Origin of the sequence: Kitasatospora sp. NPDC058184 (genome assembly GCF_042883725.1) — a bacterium.
GTDB lineage: Bacteria > Actinomycetota > Actinomycetes > Streptomycetales > Streptomycetaceae > Kitasatospora.
Map to the genome: position 1 here is coordinate 266,435 of NZ_JBHVVE010000011.1, position 17,792 is coordinate 284,226.

At 76.5% G+C, this 17,792-nt stretch carries 10 protein-coding genes; 9 read left to right on the forward strand and 1 reads right to left on the reverse strand.

The window, feature by feature from the left end:
- Positions 1-137 precede the first annotated feature (137 nt).
- On the forward strand, positions 138-1,292 hold the full coding sequence (locus tag ACFVXH_RS22985; protein ID WP_387826623.1) for an erythromycin esterase family protein: 1,155 nt from the start codon (positions 138-140) through the stop codon (positions 1,290-1,292).
- On the opposite strand, the gene ACFVXH_RS22990 is transcribed toward ACFVXH_RS22985, so the two are convergent.
- Positions 1,205-2,326 (reverse strand): LysR family transcriptional regulator, encoded by a 1,122-nt coding sequence (locus ACFVXH_RS22990; protein WP_387826626.1) that lies wholly within the window; start codon positions 2,324-2,326, stop codon positions 1,205-1,207. The two genes, ACFVXH_RS22985 and ACFVXH_RS22990, sit on opposite strands and share 88 nt — an antisense overlap.
- 71 nt (positions 2,327-2,397) lie before the next feature.
- Here ACFVXH_RS22990 and ACFVXH_RS22995 point away from each other — a divergent pair, with 71 nt between their 5' ends.
- From ACFVXH_RS22995 to ACFVXH_RS23030, 8 genes are all read left to right on the forward strand, one after another.
- Complete coding sequence (locus ACFVXH_RS22995) at positions 2,398-3,063, forward strand: maleylpyruvate isomerase family mycothiol-dependent enzyme (protein ID WP_387826628.1); 666 nt, start codon at positions 2,398-2,400, stop codon at positions 3,061-3,063.
- Positions 3,064-3,226: 163 nt separating this feature from the next.
- Positions 3,227-4,351 carry a PP2C family protein-serine/threonine phosphatase gene (locus ACFVXH_RS23000; protein WP_387826630.1) on the forward strand — a complete coding sequence of 375 codons (1,125 nt, stop codon included), beginning with the start codon at positions 3,227-3,229 and terminating at the stop codon, positions 4,349-4,351.
- 411 nt (positions 4,352-4,762) lie between these two features.
- Entirely contained in the window at positions 4,763-6,088 is a 1,326-nt protein-coding gene (locus tag ACFVXH_RS23005; RefSeq protein WP_380778027.1) for an MFS transporter, read from the forward strand.
- A gap of 128 nt (positions 6,089-6,216) precedes the next feature.
- Positions 6,217-7,554: a non-ribosomal peptide synthetase gene (locus ACFVXH_RS23010; protein ID WP_387826633.1), complete on the forward strand. Its 1,338-nt coding sequence runs from the start codon at positions 6,217-6,219 to the stop codon at positions 7,552-7,554.
- 352 nt (positions 7,555-7,906) lie between these two features.
- Positions 7,907-10,999: an amino acid adenylation domain-containing protein gene (locus ACFVXH_RS23015; protein WP_387826636.1), complete on the forward strand. Its 3,093-nt coding sequence runs from the start codon at positions 7,907-7,909 to the stop codon at positions 10,997-10,999.
- Between the two features lie 54 nt (positions 11,000-11,053).
- On the forward strand, positions 11,054-12,904 hold the full coding sequence (locus ACFVXH_RS23020) for an amino acid adenylation domain-containing protein (protein ID WP_375873853.1): 1,851 nt from the start codon (positions 11,054-11,056) through the stop codon (positions 12,902-12,904).
- Positions 12,905-12,980: 76 nt separating this feature from the next.
- Complete coding sequence (locus tag ACFVXH_RS23025; protein ID WP_375873871.1) at positions 12,981-14,906, forward strand: non-ribosomal peptide synthetase; 1,926 nt, start codon at positions 12,981-12,983, stop codon at positions 14,904-14,906.
- Complete coding sequence (locus ACFVXH_RS23030; protein ID WP_387826639.1) at positions 14,903-17,737, forward strand: condensation domain-containing protein; 2,835 nt, start codon at positions 14,903-14,905, stop codon at positions 17,735-17,737. The genes ACFVXH_RS23025 and ACFVXH_RS23030 overlap by 4 nt, the downstream gene beginning before the upstream one ends.
- Positions 17,738-17,792 lie beyond the last annotated feature (55 nt).

A 17,792-nucleotide genomic window follows, 5' to 3' on the forward strand; every position in this document is an offset into this window, starting at 1 on the left:
CGTTCGGGGTCGGGCGGGCGTTCGGAGTCGGCCGATGGTTCAGGGCCGTTTGAGGCTTTCGGCCACAGTTGGGCAATGCCTGGGCGGCGCTGGAGGGAAAAGTTTCAACCGTTCTTTCAAGGATACGCTTGAGGTTCATGAACCAGGACATCAACGATTTCGTCCCCCCGGCGTGCGAGCTTCTGGGCCTCGGTGAGCCGACGCACCAGGAGCCGGCGTTCGGGCGGGTCCGCAACGAACTGTTCGCCCGGTTGGTCGACCGGGGTTTCCGGTCGATCGCCCTGGAGACCGACCGGGTGGCCGCGTTCGCCGTGGACGCTTACGTCCGGGAGGGTGTCGGCACCCTCGACTCGGTGCTGGAGGAGGGCTTCACCCACGGCTTCGGGGAGCTCGATCCCAATCGCCGACTCGTCGCCTGGATACGGGAGTTCAACCGGGACCGGGCGTCCGGTGCGCAGCTGTCCTTCCATGGCTTCGACATCCCGACCGAGAACACCAGCGCCCCCAGCCCGCGCCGCTACCTCGAACACGCCCGCGACTACCTGGGGCTCGACCTCGACCTCGCCGGGGTGGCGGGCGAGGACGAGCGCTGGAGCCGCACGGAGGCGGTGACGGATCCGGCCCGGTCGCCGGGTGACAGTGCCGAGGCCGTGCGGCTGCGCTGCCTCGCCGACGACCTGCTCCTCCAACTCCACATGCGGGCACCTGAATTGATCGCCAAGACCTCGTCCGCCGAGTGGTACGCGGCCCGCACCCGGCTGACCGCCGGGATCGGACTGCTGCGCTACCACGCGCAGTCGGCGGTCCGGGGCCTCGACCGGAGCGCCCGGATCAGCGCCCTGTCCGGCGTGCGGGACGCGCTGATGGCGCAGAACCTCCTCGACATCCGCGTGATCGAAGCCGAGCGCGGACCGACCCTGGTCTTCTCCCACAACCTGCACCTGCGGCGGAACCCGAGCGCCTGGTCGTCGGGCGAGCTGGACTGCCGCTGGATCGGCGCGGGCCACATCGTGGGCACGCTGCTGGGCGAGCGGTACGCCTTCGTCGCCGGGAGCCTGGGGCGCAGCGAGGCGATCGGGCTGGCCGAGCCGGCGCCGGGGACGTACGAGGCCCACCTGCAGGGGCGGGGCGCGGCCTGGGAGTTGACGGACACGGCGCTGCCGGCCGGGGTCCGGACGCGCACCGACACCGTCCCGCGGCAGGGCTACTTCCCGCTCGACCGGGAGGTGCTCGACGGCGCGGCCGCGCTGCTGCACATCGCCGACGGCGCGGCGGTACCGGTCGGAGCCTGAACGGGGGCCGGAGCCTGAGCGGCGGCCGGCCCCGGGTAGGCCCGCCGCAGGTGGGCCACCAGGGCGGCGGTCGGCGGTGAGGCGGGCTGCCCGGTCGGCCAGGTGAGCGCGATCCGGACCCGGGGGACGGGTCCGGTGAGCGGGCGCACCCGCAGACCGGGCAGCGGGCCCGGGTCCGGCAGGACGGCGACGCCCAGCCCGTGTGCGGCGAGTTCGGCCAGCTGCGGTGGCGCGGCCGCCTCGACGCCGACCGCCGGATCGACACCGGCCTCGGCCAGGGCGCACTCCAGCGCGGTGCGCAGACCGGTGCCGCGCGGGGTGCTGACCAGGGCGTGCCCGGCCAGCTCGGCGACCGGGAGCGCGCTCCGGTCCGCACCGGGGACACCGGGGCCGGCGCCCGAGCCGGAGCCCGGACTATCGGCGGAACCCGGGCCCGTACCCGCCGCGAGCGGGTGCTCCGACGCGCAGGCCGCGACCAGCGGGACCTCCAGCACGGTGTGCAGCGCGAGCCCGGTCAGCGCCGACCAGCCGTCGTCGCCCTCCCGCCCGCTCGCCGGGGCGGGCAGGCCGACGACGGCGAGGTCCAGCCGGCCGTCGCGCAGGGCGTCGAGCATCCGCGCGGTGGTGTCCTCGGTGAGCGAGAAGTCGATGCCGGGGTGCTCCTGGCGGAACGCCGCGAGCGTGGTGGCGAGTCCGGGGAAGGTCCCCAGCTCGGCCGGCGGGGTCAGGGCCGCCCCGGCGACCATGCCCAGGCGCACGTGCCCGCGCCGCAGCCCGCCGAACTCCTGGGCCGTGCGGCGGGCCGCGGCCGCGGCGGCCAGCGCCGCCCGGGCGTGCGGCAGGACCGCCTCGCCGACCGGGGTGAGCCGCACGGTGCGCCCCGAGCGGTCGAACAGCGGGTGGCCCAGCTCCCGTTCCAGCTGCCGGATCTGGGAGCTCACCCCGGGCTGGCTCAGGTGCAGCAGCTGCGCGGCCCGGGTGAAGCTGCCGTGCTGGGCGACGGTGACGAAGTACTGGAGCTGCCGCAGTTCCATAACTCCTGATCATAGGTGCCAGAACTTCCCGGTCTTGGACGGGCGTACGGTTCCGGCCGCAGGCTGGACGCATGGAAACCGTGCCGCAGGACCAGGACGCCGGGCAGATCCGGTGGATCCGCGCGCAGATCGCGGCCGAGCGCCGCGAACTCGCTGCCGTGTTCGCCGCCTTCACCCGGGAGCAGTGGAACTCGCCCTCGCTGTGCGGGGGTTGGCGGGTCCGCGAGGTGGCCGCGCACCTGAGCACCGGCTTCCGGCACTCGACGGCGCGCACGCTCCTCGAACTCGCCCGCTCCGGCGGCAACGTCCACCGGATGGCCGACCGGATCGCCCGCCGTGACGCCGCCGCCCTGAGCGAGCGCGAACTCGTCGCCGCCATGGCCGACCACGCCGACCACCCCTGGCGCCCGCCGGTCGGCGGCCGGATCGCGGCGCTCGCCCACGACGCCGTCCACGGTCTCGACATCACCGTGGCGCTCGGGCTGCCGGCCCGGCTGCCGGTGGCGCGTACGACGGCCCTGCTGGCCGGTGTCTCACCCCGCACCCTGCGGTTCTTCGGGGCGAGGGTGGACGGGGTCCGGCTGGAGGCGACGGACACGGAGTGGTCCTACGGGCACGGTCGGCTCGCCGTGGAGGGGCGGGCGGAGCACCTGCTGCTGGTGGCGTACGGGCGCCGGGTGCCGGAGGGGCTGCTGGCCGGGTCCGGCGCGGGACGGTTCACGGCGGGCGGTGCGTAGCGGGCACCTGAGCGGTGCGTAGCGGGCACGTGAGCGGTGCCCCATCGGCGGGAGGTGTTTCTCGGCCACCGGCGAGGGCGGCCGTCATGCGGGCCTCCGGGGCCCGTGGCTACGATCGGAAGGAGCACTTCCGGATGGTGGCGAGACGGAAGCCAGGTCGCCGATGGCCCCGAGGTCCGTGCAGTGGCCGCCGTACGTGCGGGTCGCGCCGTGGTTGCTGACCGTCGGCGGGCTGGTGTGGAACGCGCTGGACCCGACCGACTACTGGGGCGATCCGATGCTGGCGGCGGCCGCCGTGCTGGCGGGGGCGCTGCTGATGCTGGGGGACACCGTCGCGGTGGGGGCGGCCAACGCGCTGGGCATCCTGGTGCTGTCCGCCCGGGACGGGTCGCTCGGGACCCGGTCCGGCTTCCTGGAACTGGGGAACACGGTGTTCGCGGCGCTGCTCGGGATCGCGGTGAACCGGGTGGTGGCCCGGCACGGGCGGCGGTTGGAGCGGGTGCGTTCGGTGGCCGAGGCGGCGCAGCGGGCGGTGCTGCCGGAGCCGCCCGCGCGGGTGGGGCGGCTGTCGGTCGCGGCCTGCTACCGGGCCGCCCAGGACGAGGCGCTGATCGGCGGGGACGCGTACGCGCTGCAGGTCACCCCGTACGGCGTGCGCGGGCTGATCGCCGATGTGCGGGGCAAGGGGCTGCACGCGGTCGGGGCCGTGTCGGTGCTGCTGGGCGCCTTCCGGGAGGGCTCGCACCGGCTGCCGGACCTGGTCGCGCTCGCGGACGCGCTGGAGGACTCGCTGCTGCGGGAGAGCGAGCGGATGAGCGAGGAGCTGCGCTTGGAGGGGTTCATCACCGCGCTGCTGGTGGAGTTCCCGCCGGGGGAGGAGAGCGTGCGCACGCTCGACTGCGGGCACCCCGGCCCGTACCTGCTGGGCCCCTACCCGCCGGGCGGGGCCGCGCCCCGGGTGCGCCGGCTGGACGCGGCGGACCCGGGGCTGCCGCTGGGGATGGGCGGGCTGGGCGTGGCGCGTCCGCTGCCGGAGGGGCGGCCGTTCCCGGCCGGGTGCACGCTGCTGCTGGTGACCGACGGGGTCACCGAGGCCCGGGACGCGGCGGGGGAGTTCTACGACCCGGTGCTCGGCCTGGCCCCGCTGGGGCCGTTCACCGGGCCGGGGGAGGTGCTGGACGCGCTGGTGGCGGACGTCGAGCGGTGGACGGGCGGGCCCCGGGACGACGACATGGCGGTGCTGGCGATCACCCGCCGTGCGGAGCCTGGGGCGGACAGTCGGCGCTGAGGGTCGAGGGCGGCGGCCGGTGGACCGGTTCGCGCCGGGGGCGGCTCGTATCCGCCCTGTGATCCCCTTCTACGGCTCGCTTCGGTCACGCCGGTATCACGATGAGGTGACGGTAGGGCTGCACTCCATGGAATCCGGCCAAGTTGAGCGCCTCCGTCCGGTGGCCGGAAAGGTCCCGTCCGAATAGCGGACGTCGAAATGGACCGGCGGGCCCCGGGGTGATCAAGGTGCCCGTCGGGCCGCGCCGCCTTGGCCGAGGGGCGCCGTCGGCGGCGCGGCCGCGCGGGACGCGTCCATAAGGAGCGCGCAAGGGTCCGACGGGCGAGTGGCGGGATTCGGCCGACCTGCGGTCCGTCCGGAAACGGACCCGGTGCTTGCCCGGTGTCGAAGGGGTGACCGAGAGTCGCACCAATGAACGAGAAGCCCAGCTCCCGCCAGGCCCGTCTGCTCGGCCACCGCGATTTCCGGCTCCTGCTGACCGGAGCCGCGGCGGCCCAGACGGGCACTCAGGTCACCCTGGTGGCCCTTCCCTTGGTGGCGGTGATGGTGCTCGACGCCACGCCGTTCGAAGTCGGCCTGCTGACCGCCGCCGAGACCGCCGCCTTCCTGCTCATCGGCCTCCCTGCGGGCGCCTGGCTGGACCGGATGCGCAAGCTGCCGGTGCTGATCAGGGCCGACGTGGTGCGCTGCCTGGCCGTGGGGTCGATCCCGCCGGCCGCCGCGCTCGGCGTGCTGACCATGCCGCAGCTCTACCTCGTGGCACTGGTCACCGGGGTGGCGACGGTGTTCTTCGACGTCGCCCACCAGTCCTTCCTGCCCGCCGTCCTGCCGCGCGAGCAACTGGTCGGCGGCAACGGAGCGTTGGAGACGGTCCGCTCCTCGGCGCAGATCGCCGGGCCGGGCCTCGGCGGCGGGCTGGTCCAGCTGCTCGGGGCGCCGCTCGCCATCGTGGCCGACGCCTGCGGCTACCTCGTCTCCGCGCTGCTGCTCGGCCGGATCAAGGTCGAGGAGCAGCGTCCGGAACCCGAGCCGGGGCGCTCGCTGCGGGCCGAGGTCGGGGAGGGCGTCCGGTTCGTGCTCGGCCACCCGCTGCTGCGGGCGATCGCGACCGCCACCGCCACGTCCAACCTGTTCTCCGCCGTGCTGACCGCCGTGCAGACGGTGTTCTGGGTACGGGTGCTCGACCTGTCGCCGGGCGCCATCGGCGTGCTGCTGTCGGTCTCCGCCCTCGGCGGACTGGCCGGCGCGCTGTGCGCCGGGCAGCTCGCCCGGTGGATCGGGCAGGCCCGGCTGATCTGGCTCTCCACGCTGGTGACGGCACCGTTCGCGATGCTGTGGCCGCTGTCCGGCGGCGGCGCGGGCGTGGTGCTGTTCGGCCTGGCCTCTGGGGTGGTGCTGTTCGGCGCGGTCGCCTACAACGTCGCCCAGGTCAGCTTCCGGCAGAGCCTCTGCCCGCCGGAGCTGCTCGGCCGGATGAACGCCACCATGCGCTTCCTGGTGTGGGGCACCCTGCCGATCGGCGCCCTGGTCGGCGGCGTGGTCGCCGACGCGGCCGGGCCGCGCGCCGCGCTCTGGGTCTGCGCCGTCGGCTTCCTACTGGTGCCGCTGCCGCTGCTGCTCTCCCCGCTGCGGCGGATGCGCGAGCTGCCGGACCCGGACCGTACGGCGGGGCCGGGCGCGGGCGAGGGCGCGGACGTCAGCGAGGAGGAGAGCGCCGTGAGCCCGGGGGTGTCCTGACCCGCCTGCCCGTCTGCCTGCCCGCCTGCCCGTAGCAACCGGACCTGAGCAACGCCCCGATCGATCACCTCGACCGATCCCGACCGATCCCCGACCCGAGCCGCGACCGGAAACCGGAGACCGTTCCCGTGCACGCCAGCATCACCGCCGCCTACCTCGCCCGGTACCGCTCCGCCGCCGCCGAATCCCCGGTGGAGCTGCTCCCGCTGACCGGCGCCCAGCGACGGTTCCTGATCACCCGCCGGCTCACGCCGCAGAGCCGCAGCGACATCGTCCCGCTGATGTTCGCCTACCCGCGCGGCACCCTCGACCTGGAGCGGCTGGCCCGCGCCGCCACCGCGGTGGCCGCCCACCACCCGGCGCTGTGCGGAGGCTTCGCCACCGTGCGCGGCACACCCGTGCTGCGCGCCGGCGGCCCCTCCGCCGAGGCCGCCCGGATCCCCGTCGCCCCCGGCGGCACCGCCCGCGCCGCGCTGCGCGAGGCCCTGCTGGACTGGCCCGCCGACGGGCCCGCGCTGCGCCTGCTGGTGGCCGCGGACCCGGACGGGGAGCCGTCCGCGGACCCGTCCGGGGCCGAGGAACTGCTCGTCGTCGCACTGGACCACGCCGCCTGCGACGAGCAGTCGCTCGGGGTGCTCACCGCCGAGCTCAGCGCCGCGTACGAGCAGGACGAGACTCCCGCGGCCGGGCCCACCCCCCAGGCGCTGGCCGACTACCGGCAGGCCGTCGAGCTGCAGTTGGACGCCGAGGACGCCGCCGGCGGCCCCGCCGCCCAGGCCTACTGGGGCCGCCGGCTGGGCGGCCTGACCGGGGCGGGCGGCAGCGCGGCCACGTCCACCGGCATGCTCACCGAGCGGCTGCCCGCCGCCGAGGGCGCCGCCCGCGGCGCCGTCTTCCCGGCCCTGCTGGACGCGGTCGGCTCGGCCCTGCACCGGCTGCACCGGACGGAGGGGCTCTCCCGGCCGGAGACCGGGGGAGGGGCGCTCGCGCTCGGCTACCCGTGGGGCGGACGGCCGGCGGGCGCGTCCGCCGCACTCGGCTGCTTCCTCAACACCCTGGTGCACCCGGCGACTCCGGGGCCGGTCGCGGACCCGGACGCGCTCGCGGACGCCTGGTGGGACGACCTGGACCAGGCCGGCACCCCCTTCGACGAGGTGGTCCGCGCCGCCCGCACCGCCGGGGCCCCGTGGTCGGGCGCCCTGGACGGCCTGCTCACCCTGGACGACCTGCACCGCCGCCCGCCGCTGGTGCTCGGCGGCACCCCCGGCCGGGAGACCCCCCTGGACGGGCGCCCGCTCGCCGCGCCGATGGCCGTCTCCGCCTCGCACGGCGACGACCTGCTGGTCCGGCTGGCCTGGGACCGCGACCGCTTCCCCGAGGCCGACGCCCACGCGGCCTTCGACGACCTGCTCGCCGTGCTGCGGCACCACCTGCCCGCCCGGCCGAGCCCGGCGCCGCAGGCCTGAACCCGCCTGCCCCGCAGGCCCGACACCGCACGTCCGAGACCGTACTTCCGAGACCGTACTTCCGACGCCGCCCGCCCGAGACCGTACGCCCGGAACCACCCGCCCGGGACCGTACGCCCGAGACCGGGACCGTACGCCCGAGACCGCGGGCGCCGAACTCCCACCCAGGATCCCGAACGGCGGATCCGCCATGCCCGTCCGCGCGCGTCCGACACGCCCCCGGACGGGACCCCCGGGCCCCGGGCCGCACCTCACCCCGGTGCGGCCCGGCCACCGGCCGGTACGGGAACACCCCACGCCCGCTTCCGGCCACCGCAGTGCCGACACAGCCCACCACACAAGGGAATCGACGATGTTCGCACTCTCTCCGTCACAGGAGATCGTCTGGCTGCACGAGCAGATGCTGCCGGGCAGCCGCGCCTACAACTTCACCGCCGTCCTCGACCTGTGGGGCGCTCTCGACCGGGACGCGCTGCACACCGGCCTGGCGGCCGTGCTGGCCCACCACCCGGGTCTGCGACTGGAGTTGGTGCCCAGCCCGGAGGGCCTGCCCGGCCAGCGGGTCGCCGAGGACTGCGAACCGGAGCTGCGCCACAGCGACTTCGCCGCCGAGCAGGACCCGGAGGCCGCCTTCCAGCGCCTGCTCGCCGCCGAGGCCGAGGAGCCGCTGGACACCGGCCGGGCGCCGGTGCTGCGCTGGCACCTGGTCCGGCTCGGCGAGGACCACCACCGGCTGATCCACGTCGAGCACCACCTCGTCCACGACGGCCACTCCTTCGCGATCCTGCTGCGCGACCTGTTCACCGTCTACCGCGCCACCGTCCTCGGCGAGCCGTACCAACTGCCCGTCGCCCCCTCGTACGAGGACCACGCCCGCGCCGCCGCCGACCTCCCCAGGGACCGCGGCCTCGACTTCTGGACCAGGGAGCTGGCCGACGCGCCGCGCGAGGTCACCCTGCCCGGGCTGGCCCGGCCGCGCGCCGAACGGCGCCACCACGGCGGCCAGTTGCGCCAGTCGATCGGCGCCGACCTGGCCGGGCGGCTGCGCGAGCGCAGCAAGGCGGACGGCCACACCCCGTTCAGCACCCTGCTCGCCCTGCTCGCCGAACTGCTGCGCCGGCACAGCGGCCACCGCGAGCTGGTGATCGGCACCGCCGTCGGCAACCGCCCGGAGGGCTTCGAGGGCACCGTCGGCATGTTCGTCAACACCGTCCCGCTGCGCCTGCGGCTCGACCCGACGGTCCCCGGCACCGAGGCCGTCGACGAGGTGACCGACGTCCTGCTGCGCGCGCTGCCGTACCAGGACCTGCCGGTCCAGGAGCTGACCCGCCGGCTCGGACTGCACACCAGCGGCGCCGACAACCCGCTGTTCAACGTGATGTTCAGCGCGCACGACGCGGCGCTGCCCGACGTCCAGGCTCCCGGTCTCGAGGTCTCGCTGTACGAGGGCTTCAACACCGGCACCACCCGCTTCGACCTCGACCTGGTGCTGCTGCCCGACGACCGCCGGGTGGTCGGCGAGAAGCACGGCGCCGCCGGGATGACCCTGGTCTGGGACTACGACGCCGACCTGTTCCGCGAGTCCGACGCGGTGCTGCTGTCCGAGCGGCTGCTGGAGCTGCTGCGCTGCTACCTGGACCGCCCGCAGACGCCGATCGCCGACCTGGCCCCCGCACCCGAGGCCGCGCAGGCCGCCCCGGTCGCCGCGGTCACCCCCGCCGTGCTCGACCCGGCCGCCGCCCACGACCCGGCCTCGCTCGCCCTGCTGGCCGGCACCGATCGGATCAGCTACGGCGAACTCGACCGCCGGGTCACCGAGTTGGTCGAGCGAATGAGCGCCGCCGGCGTCACCCCCGGCCAGCCGGTCGCCGCCGTGCTGCCGCGCGGCGCGGACAGCGTGGTCGCGCTGCTCGCCTGCCTGCGCCACGGCGCCGTGTACGCGCCGCTGTCCACCGAGGACCCGGCCGCCCGGCTCGGGCTGCTGCTGGAGCGGCTGAGCCCGGCGCTCGTCCTCACCACCCGGCAGAGCGCGTCGGCACTGCCGGAGGAGGGCGTCACCCCGGCGCTGCTGGACGGCCCCGAATTCCCGAAGGCCGAGCCCGCCGCCGTGCTGGACGGTGCCGCGTACGTGATCCACACCTCCGGCTCCACCGGCGTCCCCAAGCCCGTCCTGGTCGGCCGCGAGGCCCTCGCCGGGTACGTCGCCGCGATCGTCGACCGCTACCACCTCACCTCCGCCGACCGGGCGCTGCTGTTCGCCCGGCCGTCCTTCGACGTGGCCCTGGAGGAGGTGCTGCCCGCCCTCGCGGCCGGCGCCGCCCTCGTCGTGCCGCAGCGCGAAGTGCCCACCGGGCCCGAGCTGGTCGCCGTGCTGGCCGCCCGCGGCGTGACCGTCGCCAACCTGCCGACCAGCTACCTGCTCGCCGTCCGCGAGGACCTGCGCGCGGCGCTGGACGACGGCCGCTGGGCGCCCCGGCTGCTGGTGCTCGGCGGCGAGCGGCTGCCCGCCCGGGCGCTGACCGGCCTGACCGGGGCCACCACCGTGCTGAACGCCTACGGCGTCACCGAGGCCACCGTCACCTCCACCGTGTACGAGATCACCGCCGCCGACGTCGCCGAGGACGGCGAGATCCCGCTCGGCGCCGAACTCGACGGCGTGAGCGTCCACGTCCTGGACGACACCCTGCGCCCGCTCGCCCCCGGCTGTGTCGGCGAACTCGTCGTCAGCGGCGGCCTGTTGGCCGAGGGCTACCTCGGCCTGCCGGAGCCCACCGCGGCCCGCTTCACGACCGTCCCCGCGCTCGGCGGCGCCCGGGTGTACCGCACCGGCGACCGCGGCTACCGCGACCTGGACGGGCGGCTGTGCTTCCTCGGCCGCGCCGACAACCAGGTCAAGCTGCGCGGCCACCGGATCGAGCTGGAGGAGATCGAGGCCGCCGCCTCCGCCGAACTCGGCGGCCGCTCCTGCGCGGTGCTGCTGCACACCGACCCGCGGACCGGCCCCCGCCTGGTCGGCTTCCTGGAGGGCGCCGACCGCCCCGACCAGGCCGCCCTGCACGAGGCGCTCGCCCGCCGGCTGCCCGGCGGACTCGTCCCGGCGAGCTGGACGGCCGTCGCCGCGATGCCGACCCTGCCCGGCGGCAAGCCCGACCGCGCCGCCCTCGCCCGCCTGGTGGAGCAGGCCCCGGAGCCGCAGGAGGGCGCGCCGGGCGAGTTCGCCGACCCCGGACAGCAACTGATCGCCGCCGCCTGGCGCGAGGTGCTCGGCCACGACCGCTTCACCGCGGACTCGCACTTCTTCGAGGTCGGCGGCCACTCGCTGCTCGCCGCCCAGCTCGCCGCGTACCTGGAGCCCCACCTCGGCAGCCGCCCGCCGCTGCGCACCCTGTTCCGCCACGCCGTGCTGGCCGACCAGGCCCGCGCCCTCGCCGCGGACGCCAAGTGAACGCGCCTTCCAAGGCATCGAACTGACGGCTCGTCACTTTCTGTGGAGATGATGATGGAACACCTTGGCACGGAACTCCGGAGCACGGACAGCCTGAGTGCGGGCAACCCGGGTACGGGCAGTCTGAGCATCGGCTACGGCCGCCCGCACCAGGACGGCGCGGTGCTCGACCTGTTCACCGCCTGGGCGCACCGCACCCCCGACGCCCCCGCCCTGATCGACGGCGAGCAGGTCTACAGCTACGCCGAACTCGACCGCCTCGCCGACACCGTGGCCGAGGCGCTGCGCGGCAGGGTCGGCCCCGGCGACCTGCTCGGCGTCTGCCTCGCCCACTCGGTCTCGCTGGTCGCCGTCACCCTGGCCGCCGCCAAGCTGGGCGCCGTCCACCTGCCGCTCGGCCCGCGCCCCGGCGAGCGCCGGCTGCGCGCCGTCGCCGAGCAGCTGCGCCCGGCCTGCCTGGTCGGCGAGCCGGACCTGCTGCCGCCCGGCGGCGAGCGGCTGCCGCTGGACCTGCCCACCGCCGGCGTGGTGGCCGCCCTGACCTCCGGCGGGCAGGTGCGCGTCCCGGTCGGCACCCACTACGCGGTGCTCACCTCCGGTTCCACCGGCACCCCGAAGGCCGTCGCCGTCACCGAGCCCGCGCTCGGCGCGCTGCTGCAGTGGTACCGCGGGGCGACCGGCCTCGGCCCCGGGGAGCGGCACAGCCTGCTGATCGGCGTCGCCTTCGACCCGCACGTGCAGGAGCTGTGGGCCGGCCTCACCTCCGGCGCGGCCCTGGTCGTCGCCCCCGAGGCGGTCCGCTGGGACACCGGCGCGCTCACCGACTGGTGGCGCGAGGCCGGCATCACCGTGTCCATCCTGCCCACCCCGCTGGCCGAGCCCGTCCTCGGCCGGCCCTGGCCCGCCGGGCTGGCGCTGCGCCACCTGGTGATCGGCGGCGACCGGCTGCGCCGCGCCCCCGGGCCCGACGTCACCGCGACCGTCCACAACGCCTACGGCCCCGCCGAGGCCACCGTCACCACCACCATGCACACCATGGCCCCCGGCGGGGACCACGGCGCCGGCGCCCCGCCGATCGGCCTGCCGATCGACGGCGTCGTCGTCCTGGTCACCGACGAGGACGGCCGCCCGGTACCGCGCGGCACGGCCGGCGAGCTGCGGATCGGCGGCCGCGGCCTGGCCGCCGGGTACCTCGACCCCGAGCTGACCGCCCGCCGCTTCGTCGACGCGCCCGCCGGCGTGGTCGGCACCGACCGGGTCTACCGCACCGGCGACCGGGTGGTGATGCGGCCGGACGGCGTACTGGAGTTCCACGGCCGCCTCGACGACCAGGTCAAGGTCAGCGGCGTGCGGATCGAACCCGCCGAGGTCGAGGCCGCCTTCGAGCGCGACCCGCAGGTGCGCCGGGCGGTGGTCGCCGCCGAACAGGCGCCGACCGGCGGGGTCCGACTGCTGGCCTTCGTCCACGCCGAGGACGGCGCCGACCCGGCGGCGCTGCTCGACTCCGTCCGGCCCTGGCTGCCCGAGCAGGCCGTGCCCTCCGCCGTCCACCTGGTGGAGCGCTTCCCGCTGGACGCCAACGGCAAGGTGGACCGCCAGGCCCTGCTGGCCGACGTGGCGGTGCCGGACGCGGTCGTGGCGGACGCGGTGGAGGAAGGGCACGGCCCGGTCGAGCGGACCGTGCTGAAGCTCTGCCGCGAGCTGATCGGCCGTGCCGACCTCGGTCCCGAGGACAACTTCCTGGCCGCGGGCGGCAATTCGCTCGCCGCCGCGAGACTGCTGGAGGCCCTGGAGAACGAGTACGGCGTCCGGCTGCGCGCCCCCCTGGTGCTGCGCCAGCCCGACCTGCGGGCCGTCGCCCGGCTGGTCGAGGAACGGGTGGCCGATCTGGCCGCGACCGCCTGACCCCGCCCGAACCTCCTCAGCGGGGCGCCCCGGCCCACCCGGCCGGGGCGCCCGGAAGGGAACCACCGTGACCACCATGTCCTCGCCCGCCGCGACCCCGTCTGCTGTGACCGACCCGCCGGCCCTGCCCACCCTGACCGATCTGCCCGCCCTGGTCGCCCGGCAGGCCGAGAGCCGCCCCGACGCGCTCGCCGTGACCGACGGCTCCACCGTCCTCACCTACCGCGAACTCGTCGACGCCGCAGGCCGGTTGGCCGCCGTCCTGGCCGCCCGGGGGATCGGCCCCGGCAGCGCCGTCGGCCTGCTGTGCGCCCGCTCGACCCGGTACGTCGTCGCCCAGCTCGCCGTCTGGCGGGCCGGCGCCCTGGCCGTCCCGATCGACCCGGCCTACCCGCGCCCGCGGATCGCCGAACTCACCGCCGACGCGGACCTCCGGCTCGTCCTCGGCGACAAGGGGCTGCTCGCCGAGGCCGGGCTCCCCGAGGAGCTCACCCTGGTGCTGACCGAGCGCGGCACCGAGGCCACCGACGGCACGGTGCCCGACGCCGCCGACCCGGCCGCGCCCGCCCTGCTCTACTACACCTCCGGCTCCACCGGCCGCCCAAAGGGCGTCCTCGTCCCGCACCGCGCCGTCGCCGACCTGGTCACCGCCGAGGACGCCGTCGTCCTCGGCCCGCGCGACCGGGTGCTCTTCCACTCCACCGTCTCCTTCGACGGCGCCACCTTCGAACTGTGGGCCCCGCTCGCCCGCGGCGCCGCCGTGGCCGTCTCCCCGAGCGAGCGGCCCAGCGCCGAGGACCTGGTCCGCGACGTCGAGAGCTTCGGCGTCACCACCGTCTTCCTCACCACCGCGCTCTTCCACCACCTGGCCGCCCGGCGCTCCCGGATCTTCGGCGTGCTGCGCACCCTGGTCGTCGGCGGCGAGGCGATCTCCGCCGAGCACGCGGGCGCCGTGCTGCGGGCCTTCCCCTGGCTCGAACTGGTCAACGGGTACGGGCCGACCGAGGCCACCACCTTCACCACCGTCCACCGGGTCACCCCGGCCGACTGCGCCGGCTCCGTCCCGATCGGCCGGACCTTCGGCGGCGCCCGCGCCTACGTCCTGGACGAGGGCCTCGCGCCGGTGGCGCCGGGCGCCGTCGGCGAACTGTGGATCGCCGGCGACCGGCTGGCCCTCGGCTACCTCGACCGGCCGGAGCTGACCGCCGAGCGCTTCCGCGAACTGCCGGGCATCGGACGCGCCTACCGCAGTGGCGACCGGGTCGCCCAACTGCCGGACGGCTCCCTGGAGTACCACGGGCGCACCGACGACCAGGTCAAGGTGCGGGGCTACCGGATCGAACCCGGCGAGGTCGAGCACGCGCTGCTCCAGCTGTCCGAGGTCGCCGAGGCGGCGGTCGTGGTCCGCCGGGCCGGGCAGCCCGACGCCGCGCTCACCGCCTGCCTGGTGCTCGCCGAGGGCGCCCGCCCGGCCGTCGAGGCGCTGCGCGCCCGGCTGGCCGAGCAGCTGCCCGCCCACCTGGTGCCCACCGCCTGGACCGTGCTCGCCGCGCTGCCGCTGACCGGCAGCGGGAAGGTGGACCGGCGGGCGCTGGCCGCCGACGAGCGGGCCGGGGCGCACCCGGCCACGGACGAGACGGCCGTCGGCGGGGCGGCCGACGCGCACCCGCCCGTGAACGAGACGGCCGACGCGCACCCGGCCGGCGGCGGGCCGACCGGGGCACACCCGGCCACCGGCGCCGGCCTCGGCCCGATCCAGCAGGTCGTCGCCGAGGCGTGGAGCCGGGCCCTGGAACGCCCGATCACCGACCCGGCCGCCGACTTCCTCGCCGAGGGCGGCCACTCGCTGCTCGCCATGTGGGTGGTGGACGACCTGCGCGAGGACCTCGGGGTCGAGCTGTCGCTCGCCGACTTCCTCGCCCACCCGACCGTCGCCGCCCAGGCCGACCTGCTGGAACGCGCCCTGCGGGCCGCCGACGACACCCCCGGAGCCGACCGATGAGCACCGTCGACCAGACCGACCTGCTGCGCCGCGCCCGCGACCGCCGCACCGCCACCGCCCCCTCCCGACCCGTCGCGCCCGGCGGCCCGGCCGTACCCGCCGAGCCGGCCCCGCTCTCGCACGCCCAGCAGCGGATGTGGCTGATGGACCACCTCGGCCAGGGCGGCGCCCTCTACAACGTGCCGATCGCCACCCGGCTGCGCGGTCCGCTCGACCAGGCCGCCCTCGCCGCCGCGATCACCGGCCTGACCGAGCGGCACGCCGTCCTGCGCACCCGCTACCCGCGCCGGGGCGACCAGCCCTACCAGCAGACCGACCCGGTCGCCCCGGTGCCGCTGCCGGTGCTGGACGCCACCGGCCCCGAGCAGCTCCTCGCCGAGGCCGCCCGCCCGTTCGACCTCGCCGCCGGCCCGGTGCTGCGCGCCCTGCTGCTGCGGCACGGTCCCGAGGACCACACGCTGCTGCTGACGATCCATCACATCGCGGTGGACGGCGGCTCGCTGCCCTTCATCGCGTCGGACATCGCCGCGCTGTACCGCGCCGGATGCGAGGGGGTTCCGGCCCAACTCCCGTCGGTGGCCCCCTCGTACGCCGACTACGCCCGCCAGGAGCGAGCCCGGGAGGCCGAGTTGACGGCCGCCGCCGACACCCTCGCGGCCGGTCTGTCCGGAGCCCGGCCGCTGTCGCTGCTGCGGCCCGTCCCGCCCGGCGCCCGCGAGCGCCGCGCCGCCCTGCACGCCGCCCCGGTGGACCCCGCCGTCGTGGAGGAGCTGCGCGTTCTCGGCGCGCGGCACGGCGCCACGCTGTACACCGTCGTCCTGGCCGCCGCGTTCGCCGTGCTGCGCACCGCCTCCGGGCAGGACGACCTCGTCCTCGGCTGCGCCAGCGGCCACCGCGCGCGGCCCGAGTTCCGCCGGACCGTCGGCCTCGCCGTCAACACGCTCGCCGTGCGGACGAATCCGTCCGGAGACCCGTCGTTCGCCGACCTGCTCGGTCTGGTCCGCACCGCCCTGCTCGACGCCCAGCAGCACCACGAGGTGCCGTTCGACCTCGTGGTCGAGCGGCTCGGCGCGGCCTCGCGCGGGGCGGACGGCACCCCGCTGCTCTCGGTCAGCTGCGACCTGCTCCGGATCGCCGACCCGCTGGTGCTGCCCGGCCTCGACGCCGAGAACGTCGAAATCGACCTGGGACTGGCCAAGTTCGGCCTCACCCTGCTGCTGGAGGACGGCCCGCGCCCGCGCGTCCTGGTCCAGCACGACCGGGACGTGCTGGACGCGACCACCGCCGCCCGGCTCGCCGACGCCTTCGCCGCGCTGCTCACCGCCGTGGCCGGCGACCCGGACCTGGCGCTGTCGGCACTGCCCGGCGAGCGGCTGGCCGCCGCCGAACACCCGGTGGTGGCCGCCCTTTCGGCCGATCCCGCGGTGGTCGAGGCGGCCGTCGTCGAGCACCCCGACGGCCCGCCGCTCGCCTACGCGGTGGTGCGCGGGCCGGTCGCGCCCACCGGCAGCGCCCTGCGGGCCGCCCTGCGCGGGCGCCTGCCGGCCGCCGAACTGCCGCGCGCGGTCACCCTGGTGGACCGGCTGCCCCGCCTCCCCGACGGCACCCCGGACCGCGACCGGCTGCCCGGCGCGGGCCCACTGCCCGGCACTGCCGCGCTGAATGGCGGCCCGCTGAAGGACGGCCCGCTGGACGTCGTCCGGCAGGCGTTCGGCGAACTGCTCAGCGCGACCCCGCCCGCCGACGGCGACTTCTTCGCCCTCGGAGGCCACTCCCTCGTCGCCGTCCAGCTCGCCGAACGCCTGCGCACCCGCACCGGGCTGCCGCTCACCGGCCTCGACATCCTGGAGCAGCGCACCCCGCGCGCCCTCGCCGCCCTGCTCGCCACCCGCGCGGACGAACGCAGCGCCGCCCTCGCCCAGGCCGGCGCCCGCCCGCGGACCACCGGCGCCCGCACCGGCACCGTCCTGCTCACCGGAGCCACCGGAGGTGTCGGCGCGGCCGTGCTCCAGGAGCTGATGGCCCAGGGCCGGCCGGTCCGGGTGCTGGTCCGGCCCGAGTCCGCGCACCTGCCCGCGCTGAACGGCGCCGAGGTGGCGGAGGGCGACCTCGGCGACCTCGACAGCCTGCGCCGGGCCGTCGCAGGCGTCGACGCCGTCATCCACTCCGCCTGCACCTTCACCGACCACGCCACCGACCTCGCCGCGATGCGCGCGCTGGTCGACGGCTGGCGGGGCGGCCCGTTCGTCTTCGTCAGCAGCATCGACGCGTACGGCCGCCCGTCGGGCACCGAGGTCCCCGAAGGCGGCCCCGGCGGCGCACCGGTCACCCCGTACGGGCAGGCCAAGCTGGACAGCGAGCGCATCCTCTTCGAGGCCGCCGCCACCGGCCGCGGCCAGGCCGTCGCCGTCCGCGCCCCGATCGTCTGGGGCCCGCACCACCGCCTGCGCGACCAGCTCCGCTGGGGCTCCACCGGCGCCCTCTACCAGGCCGCCCTGGCCGGACGCCCGATCGGCCTGCCCGCCGCCGAGTGGTACGGCGCGTCCTGGGTGCACGCCGCCGCCCTGGCCCGCGCCCTCACCGCCTGCCTCACCCCCGACCACCCCGCCGCCGGCCGGGTCGTCAACGCGGTGAGCGGACACGTCTCCTGGCCCGATTTCACCGCCGAACTGGTCCGCCTGCTCGGCTCCGACAGCCCCGTCACCGCCGCCCCCGACGCCGACGAGGACCTCCGCCGCCCCTGGCACTACCGCGCGGACACCCTGGCCGGCCCCCTCGCCCCCGAACCCGGCGAGGACTGGCGCAGCGTCCTGGCGGCCATGGTCCGCTGAGCCCCCGCCGCGGGCGGAGGAGTCCGGTTCGCCGGCCCCCTCCGCCCGCGGCGCT

Excerpts from the sequence above, each read along its gene's own strand:
- ACFVXH_RS22985 (WP_387826623.1), top strand. The coding sequence starts at position 138 with ATGAACCAGGACATCAACGATTTCGTCCCCCCGGCGTGCGAGCTTCTG.
- ACFVXH_RS22990 (WP_387826626.1), bottom strand. The coding sequence starts at position 2,326 with ATGGAACTGCGGCAGCTCCAGTACTTCGTCACCGTCGCCCAGCACGGC.
- ACFVXH_RS22995 (WP_387826628.1), top strand. The coding sequence starts at position 2,398 with ATGGAAACCGTGCCGCAGGACCAGGACGCCGGGCAGATCCGGTGGATC.
- ACFVXH_RS23000 (WP_387826630.1), top strand. The coding sequence starts at position 3,227 with ATGGCCCCGAGGTCCGTGCAGTGGCCGCCGTACGTGCGGGTCGCGCCG.
- ACFVXH_RS23005 (WP_380778027.1), top strand. The coding sequence starts at position 4,763 with ATGAACGAGAAGCCCAGCTCCCGCCAGGCCCGTCTGCTCGGCCACCGC.
- ACFVXH_RS23015 (WP_387826636.1), top strand. The coding sequence starts at position 7,907 with ATGTTCGCACTCTCTCCGTCACAGGAGATCGTCTGGCTGCACGAGCAG.
- ACFVXH_RS23020 (WP_375873853.1), top strand. The coding sequence starts at position 11,054 with ATGGAACACCTTGGCACGGAACTCCGGAGCACGGACAGCCTGAGTGCG.
- ACFVXH_RS23025 (WP_375873871.1), top strand. The coding sequence starts at position 12,981 with ATGTCCTCGCCCGCCGCGACCCCGTCTGCTGTGACCGACCCGCCGGCC.
- ACFVXH_RS23030 (WP_387826639.1), top strand. The coding sequence starts at position 14,903 with ATGAGCACCGTCGACCAGACCGACCTGCTGCGCCGCGCCCGCGACCGC.